Origin of the sequence: Bartonella japonica, assembly GCF_040545385.1 — a bacterium.
In the GTDB taxonomy this organism is placed as follows: Bacteria; Pseudomonadota; Alphaproteobacteria; order Rhizobiales; family Rhizobiaceae; genus Bartonella; species Bartonella japonica.
In genome coordinates, this window is sequence record NZ_JBEPLT010000002.1 from 13,259 (window position 1) to 30,944 (window position 17,686).

At 37.6% G+C, this 17,686-nt stretch carries 17 protein-coding genes; 9 read left to right on the plus strand and 8 right to left on the minus strand.

The window, feature by feature from the left end:
* Window positions 1–13: 13 nt before the first annotated feature.
* Entirely contained in the window at window positions 14–1,267 is a 1,254-nt protein-coding gene (locus ABID39_RS01690; protein WP_354185412.1) for a CCA tRNA nucleotidyltransferase, read from the plus strand.
* Window positions 1,268–1,590: 323 nt separating this feature from the next.
* On the opposite strand, the gene ABID39_RS01695 is transcribed toward ABID39_RS01690, so the two are convergent.
* Window positions 1,591–2,067 (minus strand): tRNA (cytidine(34)-2'-O)-methyltransferase, encoded by a 477-nt coding sequence (locus tag ABID39_RS01695; RefSeq protein ID WP_354185414.1) that lies wholly within the window; start codon window positions 2,065–2,067, stop codon window positions 1,591–1,593.
* Window positions 2,068–2,896: 829 nt separating this feature from the next.
* Here ABID39_RS01695 and petA point away from each other — a divergent pair.
* From petA to ABID39_RS01715, 4 genes are all read left to right on the plus strand, one after another.
* Complete coding sequence (gene petA / locus ABID39_RS01700; protein WP_354185416.1) at window positions 2,897–3,445, plus strand: ubiquinol-cytochrome c reductase iron-sulfur subunit; 549 nt, start codon at window positions 2,897–2,899, stop codon at window positions 3,443–3,445.
* Between the two features lie 4 nt (window positions 3,446–3,449).
* Entirely contained in the window at window positions 3,450–4,706 is a 1,257-nt protein-coding gene (locus tag ABID39_RS01705; RefSeq protein ID WP_354185418.1) for a cytochrome b, read from the plus strand.
* A complete protein-coding gene (locus ABID39_RS01710; RefSeq protein ID WP_354185420.1) occupies window positions 4,700–5,578 on the plus strand; it encodes a cytochrome c1 in 879 nt (292 codons plus the stop codon). The genes ABID39_RS01705 and ABID39_RS01710 overlap by 7 nt, the downstream gene beginning before the upstream one ends.
* 108 nt (window positions 5,579–5,686) lie before the next feature.
* Window positions 5,687–6,127: a PRC-barrel domain-containing protein gene (locus ABID39_RS01715; protein ID WP_354185422.1), complete on the plus strand. Its 441-nt coding sequence runs from the start codon at window positions 5,687–5,689 to the stop codon at window positions 6,125–6,127.
* Between the two features lie 750 nt (window positions 6,128–6,877).
* On the opposite strand, the gene ychF is transcribed toward ABID39_RS01715, so the two are convergent.
* Entirely contained in the window at window positions 6,878–7,981 is a 1,104-nt protein-coding gene (ychF, locus tag ABID39_RS01720) for a redox-regulated ATPase YchF (RefSeq protein ID WP_354185424.1), read from the minus strand.
* A 238-nt stretch (window positions 7,982–8,219) separates the two neighbouring features.
* Between ychF and ABID39_RS01725 the strand changes: the two genes are divergently transcribed.
* Window positions 8,220–8,960 (plus strand): L,D-transpeptidase, encoded by a 741-nt coding sequence (locus ABID39_RS01725; protein WP_354185426.1) that lies wholly within the window; start codon window positions 8,220–8,222, stop codon window positions 8,958–8,960.
* A 138-nt stretch (window positions 8,961–9,098) separates the two neighbouring features.
* Here the strand turns inward: ABID39_RS01725 and pth are convergent, their stop codons facing one another.
* The gene (gene pth / locus ABID39_RS01730; protein ID WP_354185428.1) at window positions 9,099–9,674 is read right to left on the minus strand and encodes an aminoacyl-tRNA hydrolase; all 576 of its coding nucleotides are present in this window, start codon (window positions 9,672–9,674) and stop codon (window positions 9,099–9,101) included.
* A 121-nt stretch (window positions 9,675–9,795) separates the two neighbouring features.
* Window positions 9,796–10,422, minus strand: a complete 627-nt coding sequence (locus ABID39_RS01735; protein ID WP_354185430.1) for a 50S ribosomal protein L25/general stress protein Ctc — start codon at window positions 10,420–10,422, stop codon at window positions 9,796–9,798.
* Between the two features lie 278 nt (window positions 10,423–10,700).
* On the opposite strand from ABID39_RS01735, the gene ABID39_RS01740 reads away from it, so the two are divergent.
* A complete protein-coding gene (locus tag ABID39_RS01740) occupies window positions 10,701–12,212 on the plus strand; it encodes a helicase HerA domain-containing protein (RefSeq protein ID WP_354185432.1) in 1,512 nt (503 codons plus the stop codon).
* Here ABID39_RS01740 and ABID39_RS01745 read toward each other — a convergent pair.
* The 4 genes from ABID39_RS01745 to lgt form a co-directional block, all read right to left on the minus strand.
* Complete coding sequence (locus ABID39_RS01745; RefSeq protein ID WP_354185434.1) at window positions 12,209–13,141, minus strand: ribose-phosphate pyrophosphokinase; 933 nt, start codon at window positions 13,139–13,141, stop codon at window positions 12,209–12,211. The genes ABID39_RS01740 and ABID39_RS01745 overlap by 4 nt on opposite strands.
* A gap of 344 nt (window positions 13,142–13,485) precedes the next feature.
* A complete protein-coding gene (gene pgeF / locus ABID39_RS01750; RefSeq protein WP_354185436.1) occupies window positions 13,486–14,262 on the minus strand; it encodes a peptidoglycan editing factor PgeF in 777 nt (258 codons plus the stop codon).
* Between the two features lie 68 nt (window positions 14,263–14,330).
* Window positions 14,331–15,419: a class I SAM-dependent methyltransferase gene (locus ABID39_RS01755; protein ID WP_354185438.1), complete on the minus strand. Its 1,089-nt coding sequence runs from the start codon at window positions 15,417–15,419 to the stop codon at window positions 14,331–14,333.
* The gene (lgt, locus tag ABID39_RS01760; RefSeq protein ID WP_354185440.1) at window positions 15,394–16,272 is read right to left on the minus strand and encodes a prolipoprotein diacylglyceryl transferase; all 879 of its coding nucleotides are present in this window, start codon (window positions 16,270–16,272) and stop codon (window positions 15,394–15,396) included. Before lgt ends, ABID39_RS01755 begins: the two co-directional genes overlap by 26 nt.
* A gap of 253 nt (window positions 16,273–16,525) precedes the next feature.
* On the opposite strand from lgt, the gene ABID39_RS01765 reads away from it, so the two are divergent.
* Together ABID39_RS01765 and ABID39_RS01770 are read left to right on the plus strand one after the other, a co-directional pair.
* Window positions 16,526–16,789, plus strand: a complete 264-nt coding sequence (locus ABID39_RS01765; protein WP_354185442.1) for an accessory factor UbiK family protein — start codon at window positions 16,526–16,528, stop codon at window positions 16,787–16,789.
* A gap of 381 nt (window positions 16,790–17,170) precedes the next feature.
* Window positions 17,171–17,671: a type III secretion system chaperone family protein gene (locus tag ABID39_RS01770; protein ID WP_354185621.1), complete on the plus strand. Its 501-nt coding sequence runs from the start codon at window positions 17,171–17,173 to the stop codon at window positions 17,669–17,671.
* Window positions 17,672–17,686: the final 15 nt, after the last annotated feature.

The window sequence follows — 17,686 nt, forward strand, 5'->3', positions numbered from 1 at the left end:
GAAAGGTTAAAGAGTGAGTATAAGACAAAATTTTAAACAAGTTGAGTGGTTACAACAGAGTGATATACAAACACTTCTTCACGTTTTGTCTTTGGATGGTGAAGAAGCTCGTATTGTGGGTGGGGCTGTGCGCAATCAGCTGTTAGGGCAGCCTCTTCATGATATTGATATTGCTACAACTTGTTTGCCTCAGCAAATTATAGCGCGTGTAGAAAAAGCAGGATTTAAAGCTATTCCTACAGGTGTGGCATTTGGTACTGTTACGGTAGTTTCTCAGTCATGTTCTTATGAAGTTACAACGCTTCGCTCTGATATTGAAACGGATGGTCGTCATGCAAAAGTGGCATTCGGTCGTGATTGGAAGAAAGATGCTGAACGGCGGGATTTTACCATTAATGCACTTTATTGTGATGCTTCTGGTCGCCTTTATGATGATGTGGGTGGGTTGGATGATATTGCCAGCCGAACAGTACGCTTTATTGGTATTGCAGAAAATCGTATTTGCGAAGATTATTTGCGAATTTTGCGTTTTTTTCGCTTTTTTGCTTGGTATGGAGAGGGACGACCAGATGCGCAAGGGTTAAAAGCATGTGTTTGTTTAAAACATGGTTTGCAAAAACTTTCATCTGAGCGTGTTTGGGGAGAGATGAAAAAACTTCTCACAGCTTTAGATCCAACGCGTGCTCTTTTATGGATGCGCCAAAGTGGAATTTTAACATGCATTTTTCCTGAAACAGAAAAATGGGGGATTGATGCGATCCATGCACTTGTGAAAGCAGAACAGGATCTCGGCTGGAAAATCGATCCGTTGTTGCGGCTGGAAAGTCTTCTTCCTTCTGATCCTACACGTCTTCATAAAATGGCACAGCGTTTGCGGTTATCTAATAAGGAAGCAAGGCGGTTAAAGGAATGGGCAGAGCTGGAAACCATTAGCCAAAATTGTTCAGAGAATTTTGTGCAAAGACTGATTTATTTTCACGGTCGACAGCCGGTTTTGGATCAATTATCTTTTTCTATAGCAGCATCACATGTTGATGCGTTCGAGAAAAGTGGGGTTTCGCAAAAAGCAGAAAATTATATTAGATTTTATCAACTTGCTCAAAATTGGCAGATTCCTACTTTTCCTGTTAATGGAAAGGATTTGGTGCAGAAAGGTTTGACGAAAGGAGTTTCGTTGGGAAAAAAACTCAAAGAGCTAGAAAAAATATGGATTGAAGGCGGATTTTCGATGGATCGTAGTGCATTATTAGAAAAAATTGATTTATAATACTGATTTTTGCAAAGATAATTTGATTATTATCTTTAATAAAACCGTTCTCTTATTATTTGCAAATTAGGAGTGGAAATAACACGGCGGTGTGTTATGTGGTCCAACCTTCATTTGTCTCTCTAGAGCTTGATATTTTGTGTCCGTAAAAGAGACTTGAAGCCTATTCTAGAAGTATAGCTGAATGTTGCAATGCTCTGTAAAAATAGGGTAGGAATATTTTTTTTGCAAACTGTAGATTATGTACAAAAATGAGTGTTTTTATCCATATGTTGAATCCATTTTATCGATATACTTAATCCATTAAGGGGAGGTAATATTTTTTATGAGGTGTTTGTTTTTCCACTCATAACAATCTGGCGAAGCGCTTCTCCTGTTGTTATAGCCACACTCATTGCAAGATTTAAAGAACGTGCATGTGGTTGCATGGGAATTTTCAATGCAAAATCAATGGATTCATGAACATAATCAGGAACTCCTGCCGATTCACGACCAAAAAGTAAGACATCGTTTTTTTGATAGCATATTTGCGTATAACATGTTTTGGCTTTTGTGCTCAAAAGCAAAAGACGACGGTTGAAGTGTTTCATGGTGGATACAAAATGTTGCCAATCAACATGTCTCTCTAGTGAGGCATATTCGAGATAATCCATACCCGCTCGTTTAAGATTGCGGTCTGATAGATTAAATCCGGCTGGTTCAATGATGTGTACATGTAAACCAAAACAGGCGCTAAGACGCAAAATTGTTCCAGTATTACCAGCAATGTCGGGTTGAAAAAGAGCAATGTGAAGTGTCATATTCCATGTAGTATGATTTTTTATTTATATTTGTAAAGAAGCTCTTTGGCTTATTCAAAAAATATAAATGCAAAATATATAATTTTTGCATTTATCTGTTATTCACTCTAGATTTCATGGAAAAAATTCCGACCAAGGCTTATTATGAGGTAAGCGGAAAAGATGATCATGGTCTATTCGTTCTATATACGAATTTGTTTCTCTATATACGGATTTAGATGATTACGAGAATTGCTTCTCGTCAAGGGAAGTTCAGAATGACTTTTCTCGTGAAATTTCATGATAGACACTAGATTTTTAGCAGTGTGAGAAGTTGGTTATGTTGATAAAGTGGCTTGTGAGGTTGTTTGGGTATAAAATGGATTTATTGTTTATTTTTGCCAAGTTTCATGGTTTTAATAAGGAGTTGAAGCGATTATAGGTGGAATTTGGATATTAGAATAGAGATAATTTCTGTATAAATTATTTCCTATGGATGAAGATTTTTAATATGGCATAAATTGACTGAAAACTGTTGTTATATTGCTTATTTTGAAAATATTTTTGCTTTTTGCCATGGGTGGCATGGTAAATAACAGATAATAGATTTGACGGTATTCTCTTACGAAATTTAAAAATGTTTAAGTTAGGAAACATGGAGAAGGGATGTGCTATTGTTTGTTGAAATTTTGTTTAGTGAGAAGAGATAAGAAGAGAATAAATTACATAGATGGCAGGAAATTCTTTTCTGAAATGTTTTCTATGGGTTTGGGGAACTGAATGATCATGGATTGTACAATGAGGAAGGGTATGATAGAAAAAATATTTTAGAAAATAGGCTCTTAAGATAATGAGTGATCAGAAAAGACGGGATTTTTTGTTTTTGCTGACCGGTGTTACAGGAGCAGTTGGGGCTGGTATGGTTGCTTGGCCTTTTATCCAGCAGTTGCGTCCTGATGAGGATACTTTGGCATCTTCTTCCGTTGAGGTTGACCTTTCAGGTATTGAAGAGGGGATGTCCATAACAGTTAAGTGGCGTGGACAGCCTGTCGTTATTCGCAACCGCACTGCTAATGAAATTTTTGAAGCACGCGCTACGAAATTATGTGTTCTTAAAGATAGTCAAGCACGCAATCCCAATCTTGAAGGTCAAGAAGAAGCAACGGATTTTGCACGTTCGGCAGGAAAAGGGCGAGAAAATTGGCTTGTTGTCATTAATCTTTGTACACACCTAGGCTGTGTGACACTTGGACAATCAGGCAGTTTTGGTGGGTGGTTGTGCCCATGTCATGGATCTGTTTACGATACGGCTGGAAGAGTGCGCTCAGGTCCTGCTAACTATAATTTAGCTATTCCACCTTATCAGTTCCTTTCTGATACTTTGCTAAAAATAGGATAAGGCGATGGTGAAATCTTGTCCCTATATTCCTAAAAGTTCTCTTGCCCGTTGGCTTGATAAGCGTTTGCCTTTCCCTCGTTTTTTTCACAATGCATTTGGTGTTTTTTCTGTTCCACGTAATCTTAATTATTTTTATACATTTGGCGGTATTTTGACCGTTATGCTTTTATCACAGTTTTTAACTGGCATTGTATTAGCACTCCATTATGTGCCAGATGTTCACTTGGCTTTTGAAACAGGGGAACGTTTTAGGCGTGAGGGGCAGTTTGGTTGGCTCTTTCGCCCATGGCATTGTGTGGGTTCTTCGTTCTTTTTTATTGCTGCCTATATTCATTTAGCGCGCGGACTTTATTATGGTTCTTATAAAAATATGCGTGAAGTGGTTTGGATTACCGGCATTTTTATTTATATACTCATGATGGCAATAGCGTTTTTTGGTTATGTACTGGTTTGGGGGATGATGTCCGTTTCTGCGGCTTCAGTGATTGCTGGTCTTCTAAAAGCTATTCCTTTGGTGGGGGGGTGGTTACATGAGGCACTTCTTGGTGGTTATAGCGTAGGACAGCCTACACTTAACCGTTTTTATGTGTTCCATTATTTTTTATCATTTATTTTACTTTTTCTAGTAGGGATTCACATTCTTGCAATTCACTATGTTGGACAAGGCAATCCAACCGGTCTTACAATACAATCAGATGAGGAAACTGTTCCTTTTGCACCCTATGCGTTTGTCAAAGATATTTTTGCTATCACTGTTTTTCTGATTTTTTTTGCTTGGTTTTTGTTTTATATGCCAGATTATATGGGGCAGGCTGAAAATTATAGCGCTGCCGATCCTTTAAAGTCACCTCTTCGTGTGGTTCCAGAGTGGTATTTTTTACCTTTTTATGCAATGCTACGTGCCATAACTTTTAATATTGGTGCTCTTTCATCAACTTTTTTGGGTGTTGTTATATTAACAAGTTCGGTTTTCGTTTTGTTTTTTGTTCCATGGTTAGATCGCTCTAAAATATGTTCGGCAAGATATCGACCTCTTTATAAAATTTTCTTTTGGGCATTCGTTATCGATGTTGTTTTTCTTGGTTGGTTAGGATCACAAGAAATAAGTGATAGCATTCTCTTATGGACGCGATTGGCTACGGTTTATTATTTTACATTCTTTTTGATTGTTTTGCCGATCTTACCCATTTTTGAAAAGAGTTATTTGCTTCCTTCTTCAATAACTGAAGATATGAAAAAGAAAAAAAATAAACTATGGTGAATGCTTTTATTGGATTGATTATTATAGTAGTGATGAGCTTTCCTTTTCAGAGTGTTGCTGGTAATATCTCTGATCAAAAGGAGGAGTTTGTTTCTTTTCCTTTACGTACCCCTAAAAAACAGGAATGGAGTTTTTCAGGTCCATTTGGGGTTTATGATAAGGCGCAATTACGGCGTGGATTAAAGGTTTATAGACAGGTTTGTTCTAGTTGCCATGGGTTAAAGTATATAGCTTTCCGTGATTTAAAGGCTCTTGGTTATAATCAGGAGCAAATTAAGGAATTTGCTAGGCAATATGAAGTGAGCGATGGTCCTAATCGAGAAGGAAAGTTTTTTAAACGCTCTGGTGTCTCAACAAATTATTTTCCTTCTCCCTTCGCCAATGAAGAAGAAGCAAGATTTATTTTCAATGGTGTTTATCCTCCAGATTTGTCATTGATGGCACGTGCGCGCGCCGTATCTTTGCCGTTTCCTGCTGTTATTTTTGATGTATTAACTCATTATAATACTGCTGGTCCAGATTATATTACAGCTCTTTTAACGGGATATCAGAAGGTGCCAGAGAACACAAAGATTGCTGATGGTTATTGGTACAACCCTTATTTTGTTGCCAGTAATACTTTAGCTATGGCACCTCCTTTGAGAAATGGTATCGTTTCCTATGATGATGAAGCTTCAGAAACAGTTGAGCAATATGCGCGCGATGTTTCTGCTTTTTTAATGTGGGCTGCTGATCCTCATATGGAGATTCGTAAAAAAACAGGTTTTCGTGTTATCTTGTTTTTAATCATTTTTGGAGGGCTTGTTTATATTTTAAAAATTTGCATCTGGCGTGGTTTAGAAAAGGAGTTTGAGAAGGAAATGAAAGACTAAAAAAGAGAAAGATGAGGGCGCTGGTCTTGAAAGAGTATAGGGAACAAATCTTGTTATAATGCATTGAGACTTTGTCAAGTAAAAGCAAAGTAAAAATGGAGATTTAAAATGAAGAAAATCGTATATACTGCTCTTATGTCAGTTTTGATGGTTTCTAGTACTTATGCTCAGTCTTTCGAGATTCCTTCTATGTCTGAGGTGATTTCTGCAACGGGTATCGTACAGGTAGGATCAGAGATGTCTGTGCGTTATGTTACACCTTTAGAAACAGATTTTGTTGCTTCAAGTCTTATCGGTGCAAATGTATATAATATAGAAAATGAAAATATTGGTGAAGTAAAAGATATTATTCTGCGTGAAAATAATATTGCAGGGTTTGTTGTTGCTGTTGGTGGTTTCCTTGGCATAGGAGAAAGCTATGTGGTTGTTTCTCCAGAAACAATTCAGATGACAAATGATTATGGTCAGTGGAAGCTGATTACGAATGCTACAAAGAATTCCTTAAAGGAAGCTCCTACATTTAAATATGAAGGGCGTTGGTCACGCTAATTTTTCCTTCCTCTATTAGGATAAAACAGCTGTTGTCATGATGAATGATAGCAGTTGTTTTTGGTAGAAAGCATTCTTTGAAGATTTTTTCATAATTTACTTTAAAATGCTGTTTTATTTGTGCTGAGAAATATATAATATTTAAACAGCACACATGCGAGATATTCACGTTTAGCAACATGATGTTTTTGTTTTACACCATGTATTTATCTTAGATATTTTTTTGTTTGAGAAAGACGTTTCTCGTTGCTCCAAAGCCCATTTCATTATGGTGTTTTCAAGGAATATTGTAAAAGTCTTTATAAGAATACAATGTAAAATTTATTATGTACTATTTATTTGGCATTTGTGAAATGCTGAGGTACCGTTATATTTTTCAACTGTCAATGTCGTGATAGATTTTGCATTGAAACGTTAAAAGCTATTATTTAAAAGCAATTTTTATTCAATACATTAATTCTCCTTGTGATAAGTACAAAGGAGATTGATCACAAAAATGGTTCTAGATGAGACAAGCTTACAGTGTTTACTGCTCTCGTTCAAGTTTGCTGCTTTCGTTCAATATGTGCGATACATTATTTTTATAAAAACATGCTATTTGCTTTTTTATTTTTTTATTTTTGAAATAATTGCAATCATTGTGCATAAGGATGCTGTTTTTATGAAGAACATTTTTTGAAGTCTTGGTGATAATTTCATCACAAAAACCTATTATTGCACAAGATATGAGATATCGAGATGAAGTGGATATTAGGTATTATGTTTAAACAACATGATATCACCGTCTTGAACAATATACTCTTTGCCTTCATCACGAGCTTTTCCTGCTTCTTTTGCACCGTTTTCTCCACCTAGAGCAATATAATCATCATAGCTGATGGTTTGGGCACGGATAAAACCACGTTCAAAGTCTGAGTGTATAACACCAGCTGCTTGAGGTGCTTTAGTGCCACGTGTGATTGTCCATGCTCGTGTTTCTTTAGGACCACAGGTGAAATACGTAATGAGATCAAGCAGAGAATAACCAGCGCGAATGAGGCGGTTTAGACTTGGTTCAAGGAGTTCTAAGGCATGAAGATACTCTGAGGCTTCTTCTTCATTAAGTTGGGCGATTTCAGCTTCAATGGATGCAGAAATGATAATACTTTGAGCATTTTGCTTTATTGCCATTTTTTCGACCAATTGGGTAAAGTTGTTTCCATGAGCGGCATCATTTTCGCTTACATTGCACACATAAAGCACAGGTTTAGAAGTTAAAAGATTCAGGCTATCAAGGGTGCGGCGTTCATCAGAAGAGATATCCTTGAGTAATAACCGGACAGGATTTCCCTTCTGAAGTAAATTTAATGCTGCTTCCATAATGGGAAGAATTGTGAGAGCCTCTTTATCCTTTCCACTTACACGTTTACGAATTTGTATGATTCGTCTCTCAAGGCTTTCAAGATCTGCAAGCATAAGTTCCGTTTCAACAGTTGTGGCATCAGAAACAGGATCAATACGCCCCTCTACATGGGTAATGTCTTCATCTTGAAAACAGCGTAAAACGTGAATAATGGCATCAACCTCACGGATATTGGCTAAAAATTTATTGCCTAAACCTTCACCTTTTGAAGCCCCACGTACAAGTCCAGCAATATCAACAAAACTGATGCGTGTGGGAATGATTTCTTTTGAACCAGCGATAGAGGCAATTTTCCCCATCCGAAAATCTGGAACAGCGACTTCACCAGTATTGGGTTCGATTGTACAAAAAGGATAATTAGCAGCTTGCGCCGTGGCTGTTTTTGTTAACGCATTAAAAAGGGTTGATTTACCAACATTAGGTAATCCCACAATACCGCATTTAAAACCCATGAGTTGTCTTCTTTTCTATTGTTTTTGATTAAGGTAACGTTTTTTATATTTTTATAGCATATTTTAAGAACAGTTATAGCATCCTGTTGTTACAGAGAAGAAAAAAGTCTACCTTGAGAGGGATAATAGACTTTTCATTATCTTTCTCATAAGGTAATTTCAAATTAACGTTAATAATATGCTAAGTTTTTCATAATATATTAAGTTTGCGTAAGAATTAATTGGAGAAAATATAAGAGTGTTATCTCGTCGTGCTTTTTTAATCGCAGCACCTTTGGCTTTGGTTGGATGTGCTACGTATCAGTCAGATTTGTCGTTTATTTCTTCTCAACAAGTGCGACGCATTCCAGAAGAAATACAGGCATTATATGGTCCTGTAACGAATGAGCCTTATTTATTACCGGCTGTTGATCTTTTGACAATTGATCCAAAATTTTGGCGTCAAGAAGTGATTTATTATACCTCTTATCCACCTGGAACATTGGTTATAGATACGCAGGAATGTTTTCTTTACCTTATTGGTGAAAATGGAAAGGCTTTGCGTTATGGTATTGGAGTTGGTAAGGAAGGGCTAGCATTTGAAGGTGAGGCAGTTATACAACGCAAGCGCCGATGGCCAAGTTGGGTGCCTACAACAGCAATGATGGCTCGAGAACCAGAACGTTATGGTCATTTGGGAAAAGGAATGCCACCAGGACCTGATAATCCACTAGGAGCACGAGCACTGTATCTTTTCAAAAATGGGCAGGATACGCTTTTCCGCATTCATGGTTCAAATGAGTCTTGGTCAATTGGTCATGCTATTTCAAGTGGGTGTATTCGTTTACTTAACCAAGATATTATTGATCTTTATAATCGTGTTTCCGTTGGTGCACGCGTGGTGGTACAAAACAACGAGAATACATCCAGATTTTTAAGTCAACAGTCAGAGAGTTATGATCCACTGCAGTCAACTATTCGTCCAAATGGATTTTATTAATTCCCAAAAGAATAAGCTTGGTTAGCTTTATGTAATTACGTTGATTTTCTGTATATGCTTTTTCTTCTCAAAAAGAGTAGCTATGCATAGAAATTGCACAAAACAGTGTTGATTGTTTTGTGTTAGAGAAGAGTACTATTATTGTATGTTTTTCATTGTTTGTGAGATTTCATTGATAAAGAGAGATTTATCACCTTTTAAGAGGAGATTCATGTTTTTTGCAAGCGTCTTTAAAAGAAGGGGTAACCATTCTTGATCGGATTTTGTGAAATTTCCTAGAACATGTTGGTGGACAAGATCTTTAGAACCAGGATGTCCGATTCCTAAGCGTATACGGTAGTAATTAGTACCGCAATGGGCATCGATGGATTTTATACCATTATGTCCATTATTCCCTCCGCCGATTTTTACACGTATTTTTCCTAGTGTTAAGTCTAGTTCATCATGAATAATAATCAAATGATTTAAATCTGATTTATAAAATCGCAAGGCTTCACCGATGGCTTGTCCGGAGAGATTCATGAAAGTTTGAGGTTTGATAAGAAAGGTTTTTTCACCATTTATGAGACCATTAGCGATTTCGGCTTGAAATTTTTTCGACCATGGAGAAAAAGAGAAAGACTGGTAAATGGCATCAATAGCCATAAAACCGATGTTATGACGGTTATTTTGGTATTGTGAACCAGGATTGCCAAGACCAGCAATAAGCCACATGTGCACCTTCAGTCAAAATGCGAGAGGTTGATTAAAGTAAAAGAAATTACTTTAAAAACGTGAGAAATTAGTAAATGTCTCATAAGTTAAGGCGGGAATTTTTCCCGCCTAGTAAAATTTATTAATTTGTTTCGTTGTTTTTGTCATTCTCTTGTTCGTGATTTTCATCACTGACATCCATGCCTACAGGAGCAGCAATGGTTGCGATAGTAAAGTCTCTATCTTGGATGACCGGAGTAACATCCTTTGGCAGTTGCACTGCTGAAATATGAATAGAATCACCAATGGAATAGCTAGAGAGATCAATCTCAATGGCTTCAGGGATAGCATTGGCTGGAGCAGTACATTCAATTTCGTGACGAACAATATTAAGGACACCTCCCTTTTTAAGTCCGGGAGCTGTATCTTCATTGAGGAAGTGTACAGGAATATTCACTTCCACAACGGATTTTTCTGAAATACGTAGGAAATCTACGTGTAAGGGAAAATCACGCACGGGATTCAATTGGTAATCTTTCGGCAGAACCATAATTTTTTGTTTGCCAATTGCAATAGTTGCAACGGTGGTACGAAAGCCACCAGCATGAATTTTGTAGAAAATGTCTTTATAGGGAACTGCGATTGCCAAAGGTGGTTTTTTATCACCATAAATGACAGCTGGAATAAGACCGTTACGGCGAAGTTCACGGGAGGACCCCTTACCAACCCGCTCGCGTATTTCGGCCTTAAGAGTATAGCTTTTGCTCATAATTTAAGTCCTTTTACATGATTGGAGATCCACCAAAAACCAACAACAGTTTTTGTATGAATATGAAGATATGCGTTGCCTAAGCAGCGATCGCTCCATTCTGCGTTGCCTCCAAGGGTGTCTACGCAGAAGTTCGTTTTATAATTCAAACCATTCACAGATGCAAGAGTTGTGGGAAAAATCGATGATTTCTACCGTTAAGAAAGAGAAAATGTTACAAGTATAGTTTGTTTGGTAAAGATAGAGCTGATAATTCAAAAGCAAATACTGGAGATGTTATGAAGGTTGAGGTTGCCTTGGGTGAGATGGCAGAACGGAATTCTTTGCGTCAGCCGATGCCAGCATTCGTTGATCTTGAGGAATTATTGGCGACACGTCTTCTTGTGCAAGGAAATTCTGGTTCAGGAAAATCACATCTTCTTCGAAGACTTCTTGAACAAAGTGCTTCTTGGGTACAACATTGTGTAATTGATCCAGAGGGCGATTTTATCACGTTGGCAGATAAATTTGGTCATGTTGTTGTTGAGGCTCAACGCAGCGAACTAGAATTGACACGTATTGCCCATAGGATTCGCCAACATCGGGTTTCGGTTGTATTTAATCTTGAAGGCTTGGATACTGAACAACAGATGCGTGCTGTGGGTGCTTTTCTTGGCGCACTGTTTGATGTAGAACGTGATCACTGGTATCCCATGCTTGTTGTGGTTGATGAAGCCCAATTGTTTGCTCCAACTGCTGCGGGAGAAGTATCTGATGAAGCACGTAAGATTTCTCTTAGTGCTATGACCAATCTTATGTGTCGGGGGCGTAAACGTGGTCTTGCCGGTGTTATTGCTACACAGCGTTTGGCTAAGCTTGCCAAAAACGTAGCTGCTGAAGCGTCAAATTTTTTAATAGGACGAACTTTCTTAGATATTGATATGGTGCGTGCTGCTGATCTTTTGGGAATGGAGCGTCGTCAAGCAGAAATGTTTAGGGATCTTGAGCGGGGGCATTTTATAGCTTTAGGTCCTGCTTTATCACGACGTCCTTTGCCTATTATTATTGGTTCTGTTGAAACATTGGCGCGTTCTTCTAGTCCAAAATTAATGCCACTCCCTACTGAACGAGTTGATGCAAAAGAGCTCGTTTTTACTGCTTCGCCAGAGGAAGTTTTAACTCCATTTAAACAATCGCGAGAGCCAGCACGAGAGCTAGTGAAAGAAAAATCAATTCATGAGAGGTTAGAAGAGGCTGTACATAAAAAACAAGAATTGTTAGAAGAAGTACCAAGCTTATTCTCTGAACTCTCTGTGGTGGAGCGTGATAGTCAGGTAGAGCATATTATTCGGGAAATTCTTGATGATCCTGAGGCTTTTTATCGTTCAACAGCGGTGCTTTATCAAGATTTTTTAGTTCGTTGTCGTATCCATGGTTTGTCAGGAAATCTTTTAAATCTCTCACAATTTCGGCGTAAATTGGCTATTGCTCAGGCTTGTGTTGATAAAGAAATCGCTGAAAGTGAAAATTGGAAACGCATTTTGCGTCTATCAGAAAGTTTGGAAGATGATGTTCAAGGTGTTTTCTTAAATGTAGCACAGGCCGCTTTGAGCGGGAGCCCATGCCCATCAGATGCATCTTTGGCACGTCTTTATGGAACCCATTCTTTAAGTCGGGCACGTCGGCTTTTAACCTACTTTGAAGAACGTGGACTCGTTGTTATACACGCACATTTCAGTGGTCAGCGTATTGTCGCTTTTCCTGATCTTTCTATAGAAACAGCACCAGGAGACCCAAAAGGAGAAATCTAACCAAACAAGCTTGAAACAGATTGTTCTGCTGCTGTTCTTGCAATGGCTTCTCCAATGAGGTCGGCAATTGGTAAAACACGAATATTATGTGCTTTTTCAATTTCTTGTGTTGGCATAATTGAATCCGTAATCACCAATTCTTTCATCTCTGAATTTGTAATGCGTTCGATAGCATTTCCAGAAAGAACACCGTGTGTGATGTAAGCTGTGACACTATTGGCACCATTCTTGAGGAGTGCACTTGCTGCATTGCAGAGTGTTCCACCTGAATCAACAATATCATCGAGCAAAAGACAATCTTTTCCAGATACATCGCCAATGATATTCATAACTTCTGATTCACCGGGTTGTTCACGACGTTTATCAACAATAGCTAGCAAACTGTTTAGGCGCTTGGCGAGAGCACGCGCACGCACCACACCACCAACATCAGGTGAAACAACAATAACATTTTCAAGAGAATAATGCATCTTGACATCTCGAGCAATCACTGGAACAGCATAGAGATTATCCGCTGGAATATCAAAAAAACCCTGAATTTGTCCGGCATGAAGATCTAACGTCAAAACACGATGTGCTCCTGCTTCAGTAATCAGGTTGGCAACAAGTTTTGCAGAAATAGGGGTACGCGGTCCAGGTTTACGATCTTGGCGAGCATAGCCAAAATAGGGTATAACGGCTGTGATACGGCGTGCTGAAGAACGGCGAAGCGCATCAATCATGATGAGCAATTCCATTAAGTGATCATTTGCAGGATAAGATGTCGATTGCAAAACAAATACATCTTGTCCGCGTACATTTTCATGTAATTCTACGAAAATTTCTTGATCAGCAAAACGCTTTACGGTTGCTTTGCCTAAAGTAATACTTAAATAATTGGCAACATCCTCAGCAAGGCATGGATTAGAATTGCCGCAGAAAAGCTTCATAGCAGAACCTCTGAATAGTTATGGTAGAGTATGGTACGATTTTTAACTTCTTATTACCAGATTGCAAGGCAACAATTACGAAAGCCTTACAATTTTATGACTCATTGTTAAAGAGGGATGCGTTTTGTTTTTTCTTTTTCCAAAATTTTATTGTTTTTAAAGCAGAGCTTTTTAACTATATTGATTAAAGTTATACTTAACTTAATAAAAAACAGCTTAAATAATCATTTGATGTTTTATGTATGAAATACGTGAATAAAACTCATATTACAGGAGTTTACTTTGTTTTCTATCGTAAGATGAAAAAACAAAAAATTCATATAGGGTAAAAAAAATATTTTTCGCTATTTCAGCATAATGGCAGAAATTTGCCGTCCATCATCAGGTTCACTACGGTGTATAGAACGCCGGTAGGAAAAAAAGCGCTGTTCATTTTGGTAGGTGCAAAGTTCTACACAAGAAGCATGGACACCTGCTTCTTTTAATTTATCCATAATGAATGCCCATAAATTAAAGTGAAAATGATTTATTTTATCTGTTTTTAAAAAATATTTTTGAAATTTTTTATGGGAATCCATGAATTGGTTGTAAAATTCGCTTGTTACTTCGTAATGGCAAGGACCAATACAGGGACCAAGAACTGCTGTTATTGTGTGCCGTTTTGCACCTTGTTCTTCCATAACAGAAATTGTTTTTTCTATAATTCCATTGAGACTTCCTCGCCAGCCAGCATGTGCTGCAGCGATAACACCTGCTTGTGCATCGGCAAATAAAATAGGCCCACAATCTGCTGTAAGAATACCAATGACCAGTTCTTTTTGGGTTGTAACGAGAGCATCTACTTTAGGTGGTTCTTCGGAAAAAGATTGATGAACTGTGATAACTTCACAAGAGTGTGTTTGATTAACAGTGACTAAATTTTGTACACCAACACCAAAATAATTGGTCATTAAAATGCGATTTTGTGCAATATATGTTGGTTGGTCGTTTGAACTTTTTCCTACATTAAGGCTTTGATAAAAATTTTTTGAAACACCACTTTGACGTGTAAAAAAACCATGTTTTATTCCATGTTTGTGTAAAGAAAAAAGATCTTTTGCAAGGATAGGATCAGTCTTCATAGAAATTCCTTACATTTGCACCACGAAAATAATGTGTGGAGAGGTTTATATTTGTCAATAGACGTTATCTATAGGGCATCAAAATTAGGAGATAATGGTATATTTTTATCACTTATATGCAAGACTTTAAATAATTTGCCCATTTGATTTGGACCGGCTAGTCGTTCGATATCGTGGCAGATTTTTTCTTGTAGTGTTGCACTTTTATTGGCTCCAAGTTGTCCTGCGCGCTCCAGAATTCCCATTTTTATAAGAAAATCTCCTTGTTCTAGGATTTCAACAAAACAGCCTTGTTCAAGGGCAATTTTTTTTAAAAAGAAAAAACCAACATGTGATGTTAAATCATGTTCACCTGGAGCATCAAAAATATCACGAAACTTGTGTTTTGAGAGTGCTTGCAGTGTATCGCCAAATGCAAGTTCAGAAGAGCCATAATCAATCATTAATGCAGAACCTTTTACTTGCATTAAATGGTTGCTGATTTGTTGTATGAATTGATGTCGTAAGGGCGCATGTTCAAAAATCGTTCCATCAGGAATTTCAGAACAGTAGGATTGTAAACAAGAAGAGGGAAGTTTATGTGGAGAAGCAGTAAAAACGAAGTCTCCACTTTGATTGATTGTAATGCAGCGTTCTTTCCATTCTCCATTGATTTTAATATACTGGTTGATAGGGAGGGTATCGAGAAATTCATTGGCTATCAAGAAGAGTGGTCTTGAGGGGATCTGATCAAAACTTTCAATGATATGGATCTGTTTTTGATAAGAGGTAAGATGCTTTTTTTGTTCTTCTGCAAGATTTTTGCTTATTTCAATGAGAAAAATTTCAGCAGCGTTAAATGCCGTTGTACATAATTTTTGAATGGTACGTAAAATATCATTTATTAGGGTTCCACGTCCTGGACCTATTTCAGCAAGAATGAAAGGATGAGGACAACCATGAGCTTTCCAGTTGGCGAGAGTCCAAATGCCAATCATCTCTCCAAATAATTGGCTTATTTCAGGTGCTGTTATGAAATCACCAGTGCGTCCAAAAGGCGTTTGTGTGTGATAATAGCCAAATTGGGGATCTGTGAGTGCCAATTTCATATATTGACTGACAGTCATTGGCCCATTAAGCGCAATTATTCCTTTAATTTTTTCTTTGAGGAGAGCCATTTGAGGTCGATTTATGTTTGAAAGATGGAAGAAGAAGATAAATACCTAAAAGAAACATAGGAAGAGATAGAGCCATGCCATAGGTAAATCCAGTAGCATGAAAAAGGTTAGAAAACCATTCTGGATCTTCTTGAGGAGCACGGTAAATCTCTGAAATGCTGCGTGCTATTGCATAGCCTATAATAAATGTTCCAGCTACGGTGCCAGGGCGTTTTAATGCTTTGAAAGTAAAAATAAGTATGGATAAGATGGCAAAGAGGAAAAATCCTTCCATGAATGCTTCATAAAGTTGGCTTGGATGGCGCGGTAGATAATAAGGATCGAGGAGAAAGCAAACAGCCCAAGGTTGTGTGGTAACATTTCCCCATAGTTCTTGGTTAACGAAATTGCATATGCGTACAATGCCTATACCGATTGGAGCACCTGCAGCAATGATATCAAATAGTGTGCGTATGGGTATATTATTTTTACGAGCAAACCAGATCATTGCAATGATGATGCCGATGAGACCACCATGAAAGGACATTCCTCCATCCCATACCGCTATGATGCTGCTTGGGTGTCTAAAATAATAAGCGGGATCCCATACAAGCACTTGTCCTAAACGACCACCAACAACAATACTGAGGGTAGACCAAGCAACAAAATCGCCTATCTTTTCTTTATCCACAGGGGAATGGTTGGCACACCATAGAGATTGTTTTGTTAACAATCTTTGTGCATACCACCAAGCGAAGAGAATACCTACGACGTAACCGAGTCCATACCAATGAAGGGATATAGGGCCTAAATGGAAAATTACAGGATCGAGAAAAGATGGAAAAGCAATGGCTGGGCAAGAAAGATTGTTCATGAGCTAAGCATTTTATGTTGAGGTTACATGATAGTCAGGAATGACAGATGAATGCACAATGGTCAAGCTAAGAAAGTTGTAGGTTGCCACTAAAATTTGGGCGCTAAAATTTTTATGGTAAAAAAAGTGTTAAAATAAAGTTTGTATGGTTAGGTAAAATCTATAGGGTAAAAGGAACAAATACAGTATCCAAATGTTATGGAAATGCGTTATAATGTGTGGATCAATAATTAAAAAATTTAAGGAAAATGTTATGCGTAATGGATCAAACCGTATTCTTGATGAATTGGCAAAATTAGCAACAGATGCCGCCGATGTTGCACAAGGTATACGACGTGAAGCTGGAACAGTTTTTCGTTTGCAGGCTGAAAAGATAGCCAATAAACTTGATCTTGTTTCACGCGAAGAATTTGAGACTTTTAAAGATATGCTACTGAAAATTCATGCTGATAATGCTGATTTGAAAAAACGTCTTGATGATTTAGAAAAAATGCAAATACAAAAAAAAGGAAAATAATTTTTATAAAAAATATGGTCTTAGAAAAAATATCCCCAATTTTTCAGTATGATGCATAAAACTGAAAAATGCTTAATCCTGAATCTATTAGAGTAGATTTTTTATTTTTTTCGGTTTGTTTTTTATAAAAAATGCTTTTTTTGAATTAGGGGGACTAGTACTATGAAATTGTATCAATACACTGAAAGAGCTTGATGATTCGTTTTATTGTTATCAAGCTTCTGTGGGAAGCGTTATTGACTTCTTAGTGTTGTGTACTGTCCATGTTCTTAATGCGTATTTGTTTGGTGTAAAGTCTTTGATTGTAGCAAAGTATATTGTTACGGTTGGGGCAGTTTATATTCTATTGATAACTTTATTCATGTTATTTGAGGGTTAATGATGAGGCTTGCATATTGCGCCACGATGAGAGAAGAGCATCCTGTTGACTTTATCGAACAGATTGCCTGCAAATATGATTGGTCATTTGAGCGGGATGCGCAAGATGAAATTAGTGTTTGTGTAGAAGGAAAACGGACAAATTATCGTCTTGCTTTCTCATGGATGGAAGAGCATGAGGCTCTTCATTTAGCTTGTGCTTTTGATCTTTCTATTGAAAATGGTCGTACAGCGGAAGTGCATCGTTTATTGCTGGCAATTAATGAAAAATTGTTGCTAGGACATTTTGATTATTGGCAAAGAAATAATTCAGTTATTTATCGTCAGGGGCTTCTTCTAGCAGGGGGAGTACATCCATCTCATATACAGGTTGAGACATTGTTGATACACGCGCTTAGAGTTTGTGAAAGCCATTATGTTGCATTTCAGATGGTTGCTTGTTGTGGGGAAAGCGCTAGCAAGGCTCTCCAATATACTTTGTTTGAAACTGTGGGAAATGCCTAAATCGTCTCGTTCATT